Annotated in this window: 10 protein-coding genes and 1 pseudogene; 9 read left to right on the top strand and 2 right to left on the bottom strand. The window is 63.2% G+C overall.

Features of this window, described 5'->3' with window-relative positions:
• The first annotated feature begins 933 nt into the window (after positions 1–933).
• From dpgD to AB0O67_RS31815, 3 genes are all read left to right on the top strand, one after another.
• Positions 934–1,764 (top strand): enoyl-CoA-hydratase DpgD, encoded by an 831-nt coding sequence (gene dpgD / locus AB0O67_RS31825; protein WP_365457660.1) that lies wholly within the window; start codon positions 934–936, stop codon positions 1,762–1,764.
• A gap of 1,157 nt (positions 1,765–2,921) precedes the next feature.
• Positions 2,922–3,581, top strand: a complete 660-nt coding sequence (locus AB0O67_RS31820) for a helix-turn-helix transcriptional regulator (protein WP_365457657.1) — start codon at positions 2,922–2,924, stop codon at positions 3,579–3,581.
• A 62-nt stretch (positions 3,582–3,643) separates the two neighbouring features.
• Positions 3,644–4,963, top strand: coding sequence for a PLP-dependent aminotransferase family protein (locus tag AB0O67_RS31815; RefSeq protein ID WP_365457654.1), 1,320 nt, complete (start codon positions 3,644–3,646; stop codon positions 4,961–4,963).
• A gap of 213 nt (positions 4,964–5,176) precedes the next feature.
• Here the strand turns inward: AB0O67_RS31815 and AB0O67_RS31810 are convergent.
• A pseudogene (locus tag AB0O67_RS31810) lies at positions 5,177–6,582 on the bottom strand (transposase).
• A gap of 140 nt (positions 6,583–6,722) precedes the next feature.
• Positions 6,723–6,962 (bottom strand): MbtH family protein, encoded by a 240-nt coding sequence (locus AB0O67_RS31805; RefSeq protein WP_365457651.1) that lies wholly within the window; start codon positions 6,960–6,962, stop codon positions 6,723–6,725.
• Between the two features lie 310 nt (positions 6,963–7,272).
• Between AB0O67_RS31805 and AB0O67_RS31800 the strand changes: the two genes are divergently transcribed.
• From AB0O67_RS31800 to AB0O67_RS31775, 6 genes are all read left to right on the top strand, one after another.
• Entirely contained in the window at positions 7,273–8,568 is a 1,296-nt protein-coding gene (locus AB0O67_RS31800; RefSeq protein ID WP_365457648.1) for an MFS transporter, read from the top strand.
• A 56-nt stretch (positions 8,569–8,624) separates the two neighbouring features.
• On the top strand, positions 8,625–9,725 hold the full coding sequence (gene dpgA, locus AB0O67_RS31795) for a 3,5-dihydroxyphenylacetyl-CoA synthase DpgA (protein ID WP_365457666.1): 1,101 nt from the start codon (positions 8,625–8,627) through the stop codon (positions 9,723–9,725).
• 43 nt (positions 9,726–9,768) lie between these two features.
• Complete coding sequence (dpgB, locus tag AB0O67_RS31790) at positions 9,769–10,452, top strand: enoyl-CoA-hydratase DpgB (RefSeq protein WP_365457645.1); 684 nt, start codon at positions 9,769–9,771, stop codon at positions 10,450–10,452.
• Positions 10,449–11,795 (top strand): (3,5-dihydroxyphenyl)acetyl-CoA 1,2-dioxygenase DpgC, encoded by a 1,347-nt coding sequence (gene dpgC / locus AB0O67_RS31785; RefSeq protein WP_365457642.1) that lies wholly within the window; start codon positions 10,449–10,451, stop codon positions 11,793–11,795. Before dpgB ends, dpgC begins: the two co-directional genes overlap by 4 nt.
• A 415-nt stretch (positions 11,796–12,210) precedes the next feature.
• Entirely contained in the window at positions 12,211–13,905 is a 1,695-nt protein-coding gene (locus tag AB0O67_RS31780) for a carbamoyltransferase N-terminal domain-containing protein (protein ID WP_365457663.1), read from the top strand.
• A 40-nt stretch (positions 13,906–13,945) separates the two neighbouring features.
• On the top strand, positions 13,946–15,147 hold a 1,202-nt coding region (locus tag AB0O67_RS31775; RefSeq protein WP_365457639.1), incomplete at its 3' end, for an amino acid adenylation domain-containing protein.

The raw sequence follows: 15,147 nt of genomic DNA, 5'->3' as shown, positions 1-15,147 counted from the left end.
CTACGAACGCAAGCCGGAACACTTCCTCGCCTTCACCGCCATCGCCGCGACCCTCATATGCCACCGCAGACTCACCAAATGAAATGGCGTCTTAGGCCGCGACCACGGAGGAAGGGAGGCGCCGGCCTCAGGAGGCGAAGGTCGATAGCCATTCCGACAGCCTCCCACTCCAGAAGGAGACACGCGGCGGCCCTGGGCAGACTCACGTCGCAGGACTGCGTGAGCTGACGACATCGGTTGGGCGGCCCACGCAGGGCGGCATGGCCGAGGCCTTCACCACCGCTGTCGTGGCTCGGGATGAAAAGTCTGTGACCGAGCAACTTCTCAGTCAGCCCGTGGGGAGGTGTTGGGGGAACCAGGCGCAAATGGCCTCGTACGCGGACCTGCTTCCTGCGCCTCACCTCCGCGCCAACATCGCGCAGATGCCCGTGCGCACGCCCAAAGGACTGCTCGCGGCCATGCCCACAGGTGCAGCGCGCCCTTGGTGACGGCAAGCCTGGTGCCAAGTAGTGCGTAGTTGGGTTGTGGCTCTGCTGGTCGGCAGGGTCCGGGACGGCATCTGCATGTGGGGTCAGTGCCGCCGTTGCCAGCCCGCGAGAAGGGGCAGCCTGACGATGCCCGGTAGGAGCAGCGCCGCCAGTCGCCCAGGGTCACGAAGGATGTACGCCGACTGAACCCCTCAGCCCAATGGCTGCGTGTACTGATCAGAGGTCCAAGTGCTTGTGTGGAATGGCCGCCCCCATGCGGTCCGCTACAGGGTGCGGCCTGGGCCTGCAGCAGTGGCTTGTGATCAGACCGGCTGACGGCTCGTATCTGCGGATCTGTGAGGGGAGTGCCTAGCCTCTTGAGCACGTCGCGAGAACCCATGGTTGCGGCGCCCCAGGCCGAGGTGAGCACTTTTCCGGTCCGTAGTACAACTAGATAAAATCTCGTGTGAGGGTACAGAGGAATGGTGAGCGCCGGGTGAATACGGTAAGTTACGAAAAGCAGGGCCGCGTCGCGTACATCACGCTCAATCGTCCCCGCGTTCTCAATGCTATGAATCTACAAATGCACGAAGAGCTGGCGGAGGTCTGGGACGACTTTGAGAGCGACGACGACCTCTGGATCGGTGTACTGACGGGTGCTGGTAACCGGTCCTTCTCCGTCGGGCAGGACCTGACAGAGCTCGTACGCCGCTTCGACGACGGATCCCCGAACGCAACGGTCTCCACATTCGGCAGTCGCGGCAAGCCCGGATTCCCGCGCCTCACGGAGCGGTTCCGCCTCTCGAAGCCGATTATTGCCAAGGTGAACGGATACGCCCTGGGAGGCGGCTTCGAACTTTCACTCGCCTGCGACATCGTACTCGCAGCCGACCATGCCGAGTTCGCGTTGCCCGAAGCCAGGCTCGGCCTTATTGCTGGTGCCGGCGGGGTATTCCGGCTACCCCGCCAGATCCCGCCCAAGACGGCCATGGGATATCTGATGACGGGTCGCCGCATGTCGGCAGACCGCGCCTACGAGCTCGGACTGGTCAATGAAGTCGTGCCAGCCAACGAGCTCGACGCCTGCGCTGACCGCTGGGTTGATGACTTGCTGCGCTGCGCACCGCTCGCGCTGAGGGCCATTAAGGAGGCTGCCGCGATCTCCGAGAACATGTCGCTTGAGCAGGCATTCGCCACACGATACACATGGGAGGAGCGCCGCATGCAGAGCATGGACGCCGAGGAGGGCGCCCGTGCGTTCGTCGCCGGCCGAAACCCCAAATGGCAGGGTGCTTGATGCTCCGCTACGAACTGCGGGCACCTACCGGCGGTATGTATGCGTCATTCACTGGCGCACGAGCTGGCTCGGTGATCTCGCCTCTGTGCGTACCGGCTGAAGACTCGGTACGCCAAATTAGCTGTATGGCGCTGACCTTGTGGGTCCAAGCAGGGAAGGGCGGCAATGCTGGCCCGGTGAGGTGACGGCGACAGCCGGCCGGCTCCCCTGATAGTCGACCACGTGATCGGTTCGCGATGGGGGCCACGAGAGAGACTCTCCTGTCGGCGGGTTCTGGCCGGTGGGGCTGCGCGGCGTCGCGCGCCTGCAGACAGGGAGTTCCTGCACTTGGCGCGACGGCTGGACTCCCACCTGGCGTGTGGGCCGGACGCCCTTCATCTACCCGATGCCGATCCTTGCTGAGGTCGAGGTGCGTGCTCCGGCCCCAGCTGGCACGCCTTTCCACCCTGCGGACGGGCAAGTGGCGTCGGCGGCGCCCTGAAGGATCTGGTCAGCACGGACCGGCACTTCGCTTCGTCATCAAGGACACCGCTCGGTGCGCCAGCCTTTCGCAGCAGTGTGAACTCCTCGTGGGTTCAACTTCGTGTACCCGTTGATGGCAAGCGTGAGCGCCGCGGTCCGACTTGCCTCGTCGTCACCTGAACACCCGGCGAAGCCACTGGAGCGACATGCAAGCGAAACGCAGGGACCGCGAATGGATCGAGACCAGCGGTGACATACATCCGCTGTCCGCGGCCCCTGCCTCAACATTTCGTCACAGAAGCCGCCCGGCCCCTTCGTCCTCGATCACCCTTGAGTGCTCCGGATCACACACCGGGGATGCGACGCCAGGCGGAGCTGTGGGAGCAACCGGTCCTCTCCTCAGCACCGTGGCCGACCTACGGGCAGAGCTTCGCAGGCTCGATCGAGCACCGCTGACGAGCGGAGTGGATGAAAGCGATCACCTGACGAGGAGCGTGGCACTGATTGCCGAACTCGGAGCGCTACTGGCTCGGCATAGCAACGACGTCATCAGCTGGTACGACGAGGTACGCAGGGACAGGCCGCGTTCGACTTCTGAGCCGACATCGGCCGCCCTGCTGCGTTCACGTGTCCGGGCTGAGCTGGGCGGGTCCATGCGATGGAGTGTGGCTGTAGGACCCGATGGCATGCGGGGCATGCTGGAGGAGAGCGCCGGGACGGCCACCGGCATCACCGCGCTGATCCAAGAACCTTCTCATGCGCACCGGTGGTCGGAGATATGCGACACCATCGGAAGGCGGTTCCTCGAGCGTGGAGGAAGGCTGCGGATCGTCTACGCTGCCGGCGTTTACGAGGACCGAAACTGGCTCCGTCGCGCGCAAGCCCAGCTCAGAAACGGTGTATCCGTGCGGACAGGGCCGCACACCCTACCCCCACTGATCATGGTCGACGGAAAATGCGCGATCGTGAGTGTTGATTCGCACGAGTCCGGCATCGGCGTCATGAAAATCGACGTTCCGTCCCTGACTGCGGCGCTGGACCTTTTCGCCACGCAGATGTGGCAGCAGGCAGCGCCCTTGCAGATGTCCGGCGCCGTTGATGTGGGGCTGACCGAAAGCGAAACGGCGTTGCTCGTGCTCCTCAGCCGGGGTTACACAGACGCGGCCGCCGCCCGTCACCTGGGCTATTCCCTGAGGACCGTAGCCCGCATGATGTCCCGAATCATGATCCGGTTGAACGCTTCCAGCCGATTCGAAGCCGGGGTCAAAGCGCAGCGCCTGGGATGGCTGGAGCAGGACTCAGTCTCCGCGCTGATATCCCAGGCCGCCCCCTGCAGTCAAGGGAACGCAATGTGAATTCCAGTAACCCGCACGGGGCATCCGTGCGACCGCACGACGAGACGAAACGACGGCACGATATGAACACGTCCACCGGACGGACGACTGCTCTTCTACGGATCGAAGAACTGCACGACTCACTCAGCCTGCCCACAGCCAACTCCATGAACTTTCTGAACGAGGTGGCGCTCCGTTTCCCTGACGCCATCTCCTTCGCGGCAGGACGACCGCATGAGGAGTTCTTCGACATCGATGACGTTCATCGCCACCTGGACACCTACCGACGCCACTTGAGTGCGCAACTGGACGGCGATGAAGTACAGGTTCGCCGAGTCATACTGCAGTACGGTCGGACCAAGGGCATCATCCACGAGTTGATCGCTCGGCACCTCCAGGTGGACGAGGACATCGTTGCGAGCCCGCACGACATTGTGGTGACGGCAGGAGCGCAAGAGGCTCTCTATCTGACGCTTCGCGCGCTTCGTCGGACGGACCGGGACGTCCTCCTTGCCGTGGAGCCCAGCTACGTGGGCGTCTACGGGGCAGCGCAATTGGCGGACATGACGGTACTGCCGGTTGCCGACTCTCCCGACGGCATAGACCTGGACGACTTGAAGGCGGTTGTGATCCGGGCCAGGTCATCAGGCCTGCGACCGAGAGCCTGCTACGTGATCCCAGAATTCTCCAATCCATCCGGAGTGAGCCTCACCGTCGAAGCCAGAAAGCGCCTGCTTCGCCTGGCGGAGCAGTATGAGTTCCTACTCTTGGAGGACAACCCCTACGGGCTGCTGGGAGTTGATGACAAGCCGCGGACGCTGAAATCAACCGACGACGCCGGGGTGGTCGTGTACATAGGGTCCTTCGCCAAAACCGGTCTACCCGGCGCTCGTGTCGGATACGCAATTGCCGGTCAACGAGTCAGCGGGGATGCTGGCACAACCGAGTCGACGTTGGCCGACCAAATAGCGAAGATCAAAAGCATGGTGAGTGTGAACACCTCGCCGATCGCCCAAGCCGTCATCGGAGGCAAGCTCCTGGAGCACGACTATAGTCTGCGCCGAGCCAACATACGGGAAAGGCAGATCTATCAGCGCAACCTCAGCCATGTGCTGAGTGGTCTCACCGCGAGGTTCCGGACCGGCCGACCTCACGGCGTCTCCTGGAACGACCCCGCTGGCGGCTTCTTCACTGTCGTCACCGTCCCGTTCACCGTCGAAGACTCACTGCTCGAGCGCAGCGCAAAGGAGAACGGAGTCCTGTGGACTCCGCTGCACCATTTCTACACCGATGCTCCGGCGGGTAACCGCATCCGGCTTTCTTTCAGCCACCTGCAGCCCGAGGAAATCGATGAAGGCCTCGACAGGTTCGTGCAGTTCGTAAAAGACAACTCCGGCTCTTAGCTCATGATGGCCGGCCCGAGCCCTCGGCGGCCCCTTCCCGACTGTCGATGCTCGCAGCGCCGACGGTCGGGGTTGGACTGCTGTCTGCCCTGCGGCTGGCTGCAAACGCCGCATCGAGTGCCAAGGCCAGGCGCCGACATGGTTTCACCGTCGCATCAGCGGAGCGGCCAGCCTTCGGCAAATCTATTGGGGCGGTCCGGGCAGAATCGGGGCCTAGTGCTGGATTCCTCCCCCCTTCGTCGTTCGCTGTTTCGCTGCCGGTGTTTTGCGGGGTGTACGCACGTCGTGGCGGGGTGTGGGCCGGGTGTCCTTCTGGCCTGGCGGCCGTTCCGGGCAAGGACGTGATGGTTTCGGTGCTTGGGCCGGGCAGGCCGACTGTGGGCGAGCCTGTCCGGCGGACTGGGTTTCTCCCAGGGACGACGCCGGTCGGCTGCGAGGGGCGGGCGAGTCGCAGTTGGTTGTAGGCGGCGAGGATCAGCCAGGTCCATCGGTCGGCTGCCTCAAGGGTGCGGATTTTCGAACAGGTCCAGCCGAGGGTCTGTTTGAACGGGCGGAAGGTGCGCTCGATGTCGAAGCGTCTCAGGCATGCCTGCCACAGACGGTCGGCGTCCTCCGGGGTGGCATCGGTGCCTGACCACCACAGCCAGACCGGCTTCGGTGTTGCTCCGCAGGGCAGGTGGCCGATGTCGAGGCGGATCACCGTCCCTTCGACGATCGGGAGGATTCCCTCTGCGGCGGCCCACGAGGAACCGTGAGTCAACTTGGGGTGGAGCCGGTTCCACGACCGGGCCCTGGCGACTTGGTAGAGGCGGTGTCGGTGATTGTTTCGGTCACCGGGGTGTTCCAGGTCTCGGGCTGCCCGAAGACGAACTCGCCGCCGTGTCGGGGCGGCCGGCCCTGCGTGTGCGACAGCCGTGGTGGGACTGCTCTGCGCAGGACGTGGTCGGATCGCATCCTGTCCAGCACCTGGACCGGCAGGTCCCCCAGGAGGAAGCCCAGGCAGGATGCGTCGTATCCGGCGTCGGCGACGATAGGGCTGTCGGGGTCGCCCGCCTGCCACTGTCCGGCTGTGATCAGGCGCTGCAGCAGATCACGCAACTGCCGGCCGGTCACGGTCGCGGTGTCGTCCCCCGGTGTCAGACCGAGTGCGTCCAGCGGCGCGGTCCACGAGCTGCGGCCCGGCTCGAGCGCGCAGAAGATCGAGTAGGACCAGCCGGGGACCGGGATGTGGTGTCGTTGCCGGGGCCGTGGGTGTGACACAGGATCCGCTGGGGCGAGGTGTGGGCGTCGGGCCGCAGCCAGCAGGTGACATGGATAGCCGTGATCAGCCGGCCATCGGAAGACCGCGGCAGGGGCACCTCGGCCAGTGCCCGCCGCAACCGGCCGGCATCGATGCGTCCACGGGCCACCGCGGCATGGAGCCCTCCGTGACCGCGACGGTGTTCACCCACCAGCGACAGTTCGACCAGCGAATTCACCTACCCGCCGCTGCACAGGACAGCACCGGCCAGCTCGAACAACGCGTCCGAACGAGCGGTCATGCAGGAGTAGAACTGGCCCCAGAGGCGTGACAGTTGCGTCAACGCCTCCTGCCGGGCGTCGTGGTGCAGCAGACTCATCTTCACGGCCTTCGCGCTGAATGTGTGTGTTCCCTTGGTCGGAGCACATGTTCAGACGAAGGCCGCCTCCGTGGGACGGCAGTTACCGAACCGGTGATCAAGTTCGACGAGCCATTCGACACCGGACGTTAGAGATCAAGTTAGGCAGCCGGCTTCTCCCCGCCTGGTGCCGAGCCTTCCATGGCGGCAATCAGGCTCTTGGGGCGCATGTCGGTCCAGTGCTCCTCCACATAGTCCAGGCATACTTGTCGGCTGCTGTTCTCGAGACGCACCTCCCAGCCTTGAGGGACGGCCGCGAAGACCGGCCACAGGGAGTGCTGGCCCTCGTCGTTCACCAGCACATGAAAGCTTGCTGTGTCGTCATCGAATGGATTGGCCACGTCAAAACCTGCCTTGCGAACGCGCTGATGTGATCCACGGGATCAGGGAAGCAATGCCACTCCAGCACTGGATGCCACGAAGGGGAAGGGCGAGGCGTGAACCTGCCACGCCTGCAGGGCTGCGGGTGTCGGACAGTGGAGCAGCATGAGCTGAGTGGCGTGAACGTGCCTTGCTGTCGACATGACTTGTTTCTTGCTCAAGCCGAGATGAGAGTGAGGTGGTTGCCTCCCACGCGGGGCGTTACGGCGGAGTGGAGGAATCGATGGGTGGCCGTTCACGCATATGCGCGCGTGACTTCCTGGATGCCGGGTGAGCCGGGATAGGCGCAGCAGTCTCTTGCTGCGCCACCGAGATTTCCGGCTTCTGTGGTGCTCTGGGCTCTTCGATCGCTTCGGAGCGTCTGTGACCGGGGTGGCGATGCCGTTGCTCGCGGTCTCCACCATGGACGCTACGGCCTTCCAAGTCGGCTTGCTCAGTGCTGCCACTTGGCTGCCCTGGCTGATCATCGGGTTGCCTGCAGGGGTCTGGGTGGACCGGCTGCCACGCAGGCCGATCATGGTCACCGCCGCTGCAGTCTGCGTGGTCCTGTTCGTCGGCCTGCCGATCGCCTCGTACCTGGGACTTCTTGACTACGAGCTTCTCTTGGCTCTGGCCCTGCTGACGGGCGCGGCCACCGTCTTCTACCAGACAGCTCACGGCGCCTACCTGCCGACGCTCTTGGACCCGGAGGATCTGCCCGAGGGAAATGCCAAGCTCCACGGCGGTGTCTCCGCGGCACACATCGTGGGCCTAGGGTCTGGGGGCCTCATCGTCCGACTTGCTGGCGCCGTGGACGGTCTGGTGGTGAACGCCGCCTCATTCGCCGCGTCACTGATTTGCCTGACATCCATCAAGCACCGCGAACCTGCGGCGCCCACCCGGCAGGAGAAGCCGCAAGCCCTGCACCGTGAGTTGAGCGAAGGGTACCGGCTCCTCTTCGGTGATCCTTGGTTGCGTACACTGACACTCTTCGGGACTGCCGCCAACCTCGCTCTCATGAGCTACCAGTCCATCCAGGTGGTCTTCCTGGTGCGGACTGTGGGTTTGAACGAAGGGATGGTCGGCGGACTCCTTGCCGCGGTGGGTACCGGCGGCATCGCCGGCGCCTTCGTCGCCCGTCGGCTCTCCGACCGTATCGGCACGGCACGCGCCATTCTGTTCTTTCAGTTGGTGCTGCCCACTGTCGCGCTGCTGATGCCACTGACCTTTAGCGGACCTGGAATTCTCCTCTTCTTCACCGGATCCTTCTGCGTCGCAACCGGAGTCACAGCGGGCAATGTACTGAGAGTTAGCTTCGAACAACGCTACTTGCCCGCCACCATATTCGGCCGAGTCATCGCGAGTACGAGCGTGCTAAATTTCGGGTCGATGCCCATCGGTTCCGTACTCGGGGGATCTCTGGGCTCCGCTCTCGGCGTGCGTCCTGCCATGTGGATCACGTGCGCGGCGATACCTTGCGCCGCTCTCATTTTGTATTTCTCGCCGATCAGGCACAGCCGGGACATGCCGCTGGCCATGTCGCACGGTGAAGAAATTGAAAGCCATGAAAGCGTATTGGACACGTGAAAGACATCTGTCGTGAACTGCCGAGAACGCAGCGGGAAACTGAAGTGGCTCCACTGATGGCGGCCGCGCACCCACACTCCGCCGCTCCAGGCGGCTCGACCGCCAGCCGCATCGTCGGGATGGGAACGGCGGTGCCTGACAGCAGCTACACCCAGCACGAACTGCTCGACATCCTCGGTATCGACGAGCCTCGTGTCCGATCGGTCTTCCTCAACAGCGCCATCGAACGCAGGCACTTGACATTGCCACCGGTGGGCGAGGACGGGAAACCGGTCATCGAGGCCCAGGGCGAACTGCTCGCCAAGCACAAGAAACACGGCGTCGCCATGGCAGCGCGTGCCCTCGAAGAGTGCCTCAAGAACGCGGGTGCCGAGCCACAGGACATCGCCTACCTCTGCTGCGTGTCGTCAACCGGCTTCCTCACGCCCGGACTGAGCGCGCAGATCATTCGTGAGATGGGGCTCAGTCCTCACTGCAGTCGACTCGACGTTGTGGGCATGGGATGCAACGCGGGATTGAACGCGCTGTCCGCGGTGAACGGCTGGGCCGCTGTGCACCCGGGCAAGCTCGCGGTCATGGTATGTGTCGAGGTCTGCTCCGCAGCCTATGCATTTGACGCAACGATGCGTACGTCCGTGGTCAACAGTCTCTTCGGCGACGGATCCGCAGCAGTCGCGGTGATCGCGAACGCCACTCCTGAGATTTCCGACCGGCAGGGCCCCCGTTTGCTGAAGTTCGAAAGCGCGATCATCACCGAGATGATCGATGCGATGCGCTACGACTGGGACGAACAGCAGAACAGGTTCAGCTTCTTCCTCGATCCACAGATCCCCTATGTCGTAGGTGAAAACGCCGAGACCGTTGTCGACCGCTTGCTGATAGGGACGGGCCTGCGTCGCAGCGATATCAAGCACTGGCTCGTGCACTCGGGCGGCAAGAAGGTCATCGACTCCGTCATGATCAACCTCGGCCTGACCCGTCACGACGTACGGCACACCACGAGCGTGCTGCGTGACTACGGAAACCTCTCCAGCGGCTCATTCCTCTTCTCGTATCAGCGCCTGATCGACGAGGGGGTGGTCCAGCACGGTGACTACTGCGTGCTGATGACCATGGGGCCTGGATCGACCATCGAAACCGCTTTGGCGCGCTGGTGACCGCAACCGCGGCATAGCGTGAGAATCAGAAAAGAGCACGACCGTGACTGGAGCAAAAAGTGAGGACCGAGATGTCCTCCACCTCCGAATAGACGGCCGACAGATGCTGTCGGCCGAGACAGTGTCAGCTGTGAACGCCCTGAGCGACCGGCTCGAGGACCAGGGCGGCCAGCCCATTGCCGTGATCGAGCTGACAGGTGCACCGGATCCGGCGTGGACACACGGCCTGGAAATCTCGCTGGTGAACAAGTGGGAGCGCGCCCTGCGCCGGCTGGAGCGCTCGTCCGCCGTCACAGTCGCCACGGTCACCGGCCCATGCGGCGGCACGGCCCTCGACGCGCTCCTCATCACCGACTACCGCGTTGCCAATGACACGGTGCACCTACTTCCACACATCGGCCCCAGCGGCCCATGGCCCGGCATGGCGCTGTACCGGATGACCCAGCAACTCGGCGTGGCCCGTGCACGTCGTTCCCTGCTCTTCGGCGCGCCGATCAAGGCGGCTGAAGCTTTGACTCTGGGCTTGATGGACGAGATCGTCAGCGACCCATCAGAAGGCACTGTCCGCGCGCTGGAACTGATCAAGGCCACAGCAGGAACTGGGCTGGCGATCCGCCGACGACTGATCCTGGAAGCGGCCACCACCTCTTTTGAAGAGGCGCTCGGCAGCCACTTGGCAGCCTGCGACCGCGTATTGCGGCAAGCTGCTGCCGAGGTTGGGCAGTGACGCGCGCGACCACGGTCCTCGCCGCGGACCCTCGAGAGCTGCTGGCGAGTGTCAGCGGAGACCTTGGCAGGGCACGGCAGGCCCTTGCCAGCTTCGCCGTCGCCACCGATGAATTGATAGAGGAGCTTCCCGAACCGCTTGAGCGTTCCGGTGACGAGAGGAACCAGGCGGCGGTCGCCGATGGCGCTGCACGAACGATGCGTAGCCGTTTCGTGTCCGTGCACGGGGCATCGATCTACGAAGAACTGACTGAAGGACGCTCGGCCCATCTGCGCCTTCCCGAGCTGCTGGAGGCCGCAGGCCTGAAAGTCCCCGGCCTTCTTCCCGGAACCGAACGCATGCGCAAGGAGCAGTTGCGACGGCAGGATGCCAAGGACGGACTCGAGATCGATCAGGCCATCTTTGTGAGCGGCGTCCTGCGTTCACCGCTCGCTGGCGAACACCTTCTCGAGGCCATGCTGCGGCCGACGACGCGGGCGCTCGAACTGCTGGCGGAGTTCCAACGGCGCGGCCGGATCGACCTGGGCTCGGTATCCGTGGAACGGCGTGGAACCGTGGCAGAACTGACCATGTGCCGCGACGACTGCCTCAACGCCGAGGACGACCGGCAGGTAGAAGACATGGAGACCGCGGTCGACCTGGCCCTGCTCGATCCCGGTGTCCGCGTGGGCATGCTGCGCGGCGGGGAGATGAGCCACCCCCGCTACCGCGGCAGACGTGTCTTCAGCGCGGGCATCAACCTCAAGAGCCTGCACGCAGGGCAGATCTCCCTTGTGGGATTCCTCCTCCGCCGGGAACTTGGGTACATCAACAAACTGGTTCACGGCCTCCTGATCGATGACGAGACCCGCTGGCAGGGCCGCACCGTCGGCAAACCCTGGCTCGCAGCAGTGGACACCTTCGCCATAGGTGGCGGCGCTCAGCTGCTGTTGGTGTTCGATCACGTCATCGCGGGAACCGATGCGTACTTCAGCCTGCCGGCTGCCCAAGAGGGCATCGTCCCGGGCGCAGCGAATCTCCGGCTTGGCCGGATGGCAGGTGGGCGGATCGCCCGGCAAGTGACGCTCGGTGGCCGCAAAATCTGGGCAACCGAGCCCGACGCGCGGTTCCTGTTCGACGAGGTTGTCGAGCGGGCCCACTTGGACCGAAGCATCGACGAAAACCTTGCTCGGCTTGACAGCCCTGCAGTGGTTGCCAACCGCCGGATGCTCAACCTGGCCGAGGAGCCCCCCGACGTGTTTCGACGCTACATGGCTGATTTTGCGTTGGTGCAAGCCCAACGGCTGTACTCACCAGACGTCATCGGAAAGGTGGGCCGCTTTTCCGGGGCTGATACGAGCTGAACAGTGACACTGCGCGCAGGGGAATCCGACACTGACAGGTGACGGAGTGTGAGTAGATCAGTTCGTTAGCTGTCCCGCCGGGCCGTTCACACGCTGGGAACTCAGGTCGGAAGTCACTTCTCAGTGGCATTCTCATGAGGAATATCTCAATGCGCGTGGATCTATTCGACCTGCAATTAAACTGACATCCCTATGCAGATAATTCGCTCCCGATAACGTACTGGCTGGCGCAGTATGAACCAGCACCGCTGTCGACCAACCACGGCCCGATCATTCCAACGATTCATTCTCCTGCACGTCAGAACACGGCAAACGGCCCGACCGCAGGTCCAAGCCATCTCGTGCACCTGATCAACTTCAGGATATCTGAGTCAGTATCCTCCCTTGCGAATTGGCTAGAAGGACGGTTTTCGGCATGCTTATATGCGGAGTAAAGGCATCGCACGATGGAGGCGTGGCGCTGATTGATGAAGGCCGTCTCGTTTTCAGCATCGAGGTGGAAAAAATTGCGAACGCTGCACGGTATTCGGCATTGGGAAACCTCGACCGTGTTGCCTCCATCCTTCGCGGTGAAGGGATCGATCCGGCGGACGTCGATCGGTTCGTCGTAGACGGATGGTGGGCCGAGGGAGGCGGAGAGAGCGGCAGCATCCCCACCCGGGCAGGTGACCACGACCTCATCCTGCCCGTCGCGCCGTACGTGGACGGGGGAAGCGTGCTGGATCCCCTGGAGCGCCACACCTTCTCGGCCTACAACTTCCACCCGAAGTCTGCCGGCTACTCCAGCTACCACCACGCCAGCAACCACCTCCTCGCCTCCTACTGCACCAGCCCGTTCGCTGCCCGCGGCGAGGACTCCCTGGCGCTTGTATGGGACGGAGCGATGACCCCACGCGTCTATCACGTGAGCGCCCGCGACCGTTCGGTCAAGCCCGTCTCCCTGCTGATGCCGCTTTCCGGCAACATCTTTTCCGACTTCTGCTCACACTTCGAACCCTTCTATCAGGACATGAGCCAACTCACTCCTGAGGAGTACCTCAACCATCACTTGTCCATCGCCGGAAAGGCGATGGCGTACGCGGCCCTAGGCAAGGTCGAGGAATCCGGATATGTCGTCTTCGACAAAATAGTCAAGAGTCGCAGCAATGTTTCCCGGGACTTGGCCTTCGAAGTCGGCCGGGAGGTCGCGCAGAATAGGGACGAATGGCTGCCAGGGATGACCAACGCAGACATCATTGCGACTTTCCAGGCATATCTGGGGAAACTCCTGCTGGACAGTCTGACCACGCTCATGCACCGGCGATTTCCCCGCGAGCGCCACAACCTCTGCCTAGGCGGAGGTTGCGCACTCAACATCAAGTGGAGCAGCCTGATTCGGCAGAGCGGACTGTTCTCCGACGTGTGGATCCCACCCTTTCCGAACGACGCCGGAGCTGCGATAGGAACCGCGTGCTGCGAGATGTTCCGGGAGACCGAACACCAGAAACTCGACTGGGACGTCTACAGCGGTCCACAACTCGTCACCAATCCAGCCCCCGCAGACTGGCAGGTGCGAATGTGTGACGAACGGCAGCTCGCCCAGATACTGCACACCGAGGGCGAACCTGTCGTCGTTCTGTCTGGCCGTGCCGAACTCGGGCCCAGAGCACTGGGGAATCGGAGCATTCTTGCTCCCGCTACGGACGTACGCATGCGAAACCGTCTCAATGACATAAAGGGCAGAGCCGACTACCGCCCGGTCGCCCCAATCTGCCTGGAATCGAGGGCAGCCGAGATTTTCAACCCTGGGTCGTCAGACCGCTACATGGTGTTCGAGCACACCATGAAGGAGGGTTGGGCGGAACGCATACCAGCGATCGTTCACTTGGACGGGACCGCCCGACTGCAGACCATCAGCACCGATGCCGGCAGCGCTGCCCACAAAATCCTCACCGAATACGAAAAGCTCAGCGGAATACCCGTCCTGTGTAACACCAGCGCGAATCTCAACGGCAGCGGATTCTTTCCCGATGTTGCCTCTGCGTCGCGCTGGGGCCGCACAAAGTACATCTGGTCCGACGGGCTGCTCTACGTGAATCCGGTGCAAGCCACCCCCACGTACTCCGCCTAGACCCTGACCCGTCATTCCCGGCTGCGTAGGAGATAGCCTTATGATTCCTTTGTTCGATGTCTCGATCCCTGAGCTGTTCGAGGCGCAGGTCCACCGTACGCCGGACGCGGTGGCCGTGGTCTGCAACGGCGAGGAACTCTCCTACCGTGAAGTGAATGTGCGCGCGAATCGGCTGGCGCAGCTCCTGGTGAAGCGAGGCGTGGGCCCCGAAGTCCCAGTCGCGCTGCTGCTCGAGCGCTCACCAGAACTCGTCATCGCCGTGCTGGCGGTGCTGAAGGCCGGCGGGGTCTACGTCCCGGTGGACCCAGCGTCTCCCGCAGAGCGGGTGGCATTCACCATTCGCGACGCCGGTGCGGTCGCAGTTCTGGTGACGGGAAGGACTGCGGGCAAGCTTCCGTCGACTCTGTCCGCACCCGTCGTCCCGTTGGACGATCTCAGTGTCGTTCACGAACTCGACCAGCTTCCGGCTGCCAATTTGGGTTGTCCCATCACGGCGGGCAGCGCAGCGTATGTGATCTATACCTCGGGCTCGACCGGTGTGCCAAAGGGCGTTGTCGTTTCGCATTGCAACGTGGCTACCCTATTCAATGCGGTGAAGGACGACTTCAGCTTCGGGGCGGATGACGTATGGACATTGTTCCATTCCTACGCATTTGATTTCTCCGTGTGGGAGCTGTGGGGTGCGCTACTACACGGCGGCCGCCTTGTCATCGTTCCGTTCGAGGTATCGAGATCTCCTCAAGAATTTCTGAAGCTTCTCGTGAATCAGGGTGTGACGGTGTTGAACCAGACACCGTCAGCGTTTTACCAGTTGATTCAGGCAGATGCCGAGAACGTGGATCTCGGAAACCACCTGTCGCTTCGACTTATCGTCTTCGGCGGCGAAGCGCTGGATTTCTCAAGGATCGAATCCTGGTACGCACGCCACGCTGAGGACACTCCGCAGCTGGTGAACATGTACGGAATCACGGAAACCACCGTGCATGTCACATCCGTGGCGCTAACCCGTGACCTGACGATCAGCGGGCCGGGCAGCGTTATCGGGCGCCCACTGAGCTCCCTGGAGACCTACGTGCTCGACACGGCGCTGCGCCCGGTGCCGGTCGGTGTGGCCGGTGAGCTGTATTTGGCGGGTGGGCAGTTGGCTCGGGGTTATGCGGGTCGGCCCGGACTGTCGGCGGAGCGGTTCGTGGCGGATCCGTTCGGTGGGGCGGGGTCTCGTATGTATCGGACCGGGGATCT

It is taken from the genome of Streptomyces sp. NPDC086077 (assembly GCF_040686175.1).
GTDB lineage: Bacteria > Actinomycetota > Actinomycetes > Streptomycetales > Streptomycetaceae > Streptomyces.
Note: the sequence above shows the minus strand (reverse complement) of the source record. Positions and strands in the feature narration are given on the sequence as shown.

What these genes read in the sequence shown, in the direction of transcription:
- AB0O67_RS31780 (WP_365457663.1), top strand. Translation starts at nt 12,211, where the DNA reads ATGCTTATATGCGGAGTAAAGGCATCGCACGATGGAGGCGTGGCGCTG.
- AB0O67_RS31815 (WP_365457654.1), top strand. Translation starts at nt 3,644, where the DNA reads ATGAACACGTCCACCGGACGGACGACTGCTCTTCTACGGATCGAAGAA.
- dpgA (WP_365457666.1), top strand. Translation starts at nt 8,625, where the DNA reads ATGGCGGCCGCGCACCCACACTCCGCCGCTCCAGGCGGCTCGACCGCC.
- AB0O67_RS31820 (WP_365457657.1), top strand. Translation starts at nt 2,922, where the DNA reads ATGCTGGAGGAGAGCGCCGGGACGGCCACCGGCATCACCGCGCTGATC.